Source organism: Dietzia sp. DQ11-71 (assembly GCF_014144995.1).
Taxonomy (GTDB): Bacteria; Actinomycetota; Actinomycetes; order Mycobacteriales; family Mycobacteriaceae; genus Dietzia; species Dietzia kunjamensis.
Window position 1 is genome coordinate 1 of record NZ_JAALDT010000478.1, and the last position, 1421, is coordinate 1421.

The window sequence follows — 1421 nt, forward strand, 5'->3', positions numbered from 1 at the left end:
CGGCCACCGAGTTACACCACTCTATGGGGCACTACTTGACCAGACGCGTCCCGCTGTAGCGGTCGACGAACCCGTCGCGGTAGAAGAGACGCAATGATCTCCGTTCCGTGTAACTCCGGGAAGTCTTCTCCACGAGCACGAACGGGTAGCGGAGGCCGAGTATCCGACTGCCTTCGTCAAGCCCAACGGTCTCGATCGCATCGGCGACATCCGCCAGCACATCCGCCTTGTCGTCGAGCTCCGGCGCGGCCACTGGTGCACCAGGGACATCGCGGGTCGCGTCATCCATCTACTCGCCCTCCAACTCCATGTTGCGGTCTTCATCCCAGTGTGGCCGGCCCGGACGAGAAGCGCCCCCCGACTCGAGATCGGGGGGCGCTGTCCGCATACGGGGAGACGCGTCAGACGAGGACCGCGATCGCGACGTTGACGATGCCGAGCACGCCGGCGACGTGGGTCAGGGTCGCGGTGCTGCCCTGGGCCTTGGCCTCCTTGCGGACGCCGATGATCGCGACGACGAGGATCACAACGGCGACCAGCAGTTTGATACCGATCTTCATGTGGTTGAGGTCGGCGTCCTGCATCTCGCGCAGTCCCACGAGCAGGAGGCCGGTGACCACCTGGAGGATGGCACCGTGCAGGATGCCCTTCGCCATGTACGGGGCCTTGATGGTGGCCAGCCAGCCGCCGATGATGCCGGCGAGACCGATGAAGTGCAGGATGAGGATGATCTGGATGACAGTGTCCATGGGGCGAATTGTCTCAGGTCAGCACGACATCATTGCAGGTAAGGGTCTCCTGTGTGACGCTTGACACGGTGGGGCGTGGATGCTGCATGTGATGCGCCCCGATCAGCGCCGCCGCTAGTCGGTCTGGTGGCTCGAGTGCGGCAGGACGACCACGGGGCAGTGCGCGTGCGCCACGACGTGCTGACTGACCGAGCCGAGCAGCATCCCGGTGAACCCGCCTCGTCCGCGGCTACCGACCACCACGAGCCGGGCGTCCCCGGAGGCAGCGATCAACGCTTCGGCCGCGTGGCCCTGCAGGACGGCCGGCTTGTACGAGGCGTCATCCCCCAGGGCGTTGCGCACCGCTTCCGCGAGCATCTCGCGCGCGCTGCTCTCCAATTCGGAGGAGTCTTCCCAGCCGGCCATCGCATACGGGCCGTAGACCGCTGGCAATTGATACGCGGTCAGGGCGATCAGTGGCGCGTCGAGCGCTGCCGCGTACTCGGCTGCCCACTTCAGGGCCCGTAGCGAATCCGGTCCGCCGTCGACTCCGACGACTACTGGCCTGGTGTCCATGACCTGTCCTCCTCCGGCGATATGCCGACGGTGCCCCGGACTGTCGTGCACCGACGACACCCTCCACCGTAGACCTGCCTAAGCCTCAATTCACCGATGAAGTAGCCGGGGCGGTCG

Annotated in this window: 3 protein-coding genes; all 3 read right to left on the bottom strand. The window is 65.8% G+C overall.

Annotated features, from left to right (window positions below; translation table 11 throughout):
• Positions 1-31 precede the first annotated feature (31 nt).
• The 3 genes from G6023_RS16075 to G6023_RS14920 all read right to left on the bottom strand — a co-directional run bounded on the left by G6023_RS16075 (position 32) and on the right by G6023_RS14920 (position 1304).
• Positions 32-289 (bottom strand): hypothetical protein, encoded by a 258-nt coding sequence (locus tag G6023_RS16075; RefSeq protein ID WP_241727888.1) that lies wholly within the window; start codon positions 287-289, stop codon positions 32-34.
• A 112-nt stretch (positions 290-401) separates the two neighbouring features.
• A complete protein-coding gene (locus G6023_RS14915; protein WP_182636250.1) occupies positions 402-749 on the bottom strand; it encodes a hypothetical protein in 348 nt (115 codons plus the stop codon).
• 114 nt (positions 750-863) lie between these two features.
• Positions 864-1304 (bottom strand): universal stress protein, encoded by a 441-nt coding sequence (locus G6023_RS14920; RefSeq protein WP_182636252.1) that lies wholly within the window; start codon positions 1302-1304, stop codon positions 864-866.
• Between the last annotated feature and the right edge of the window lie 117 nt (positions 1305-1421).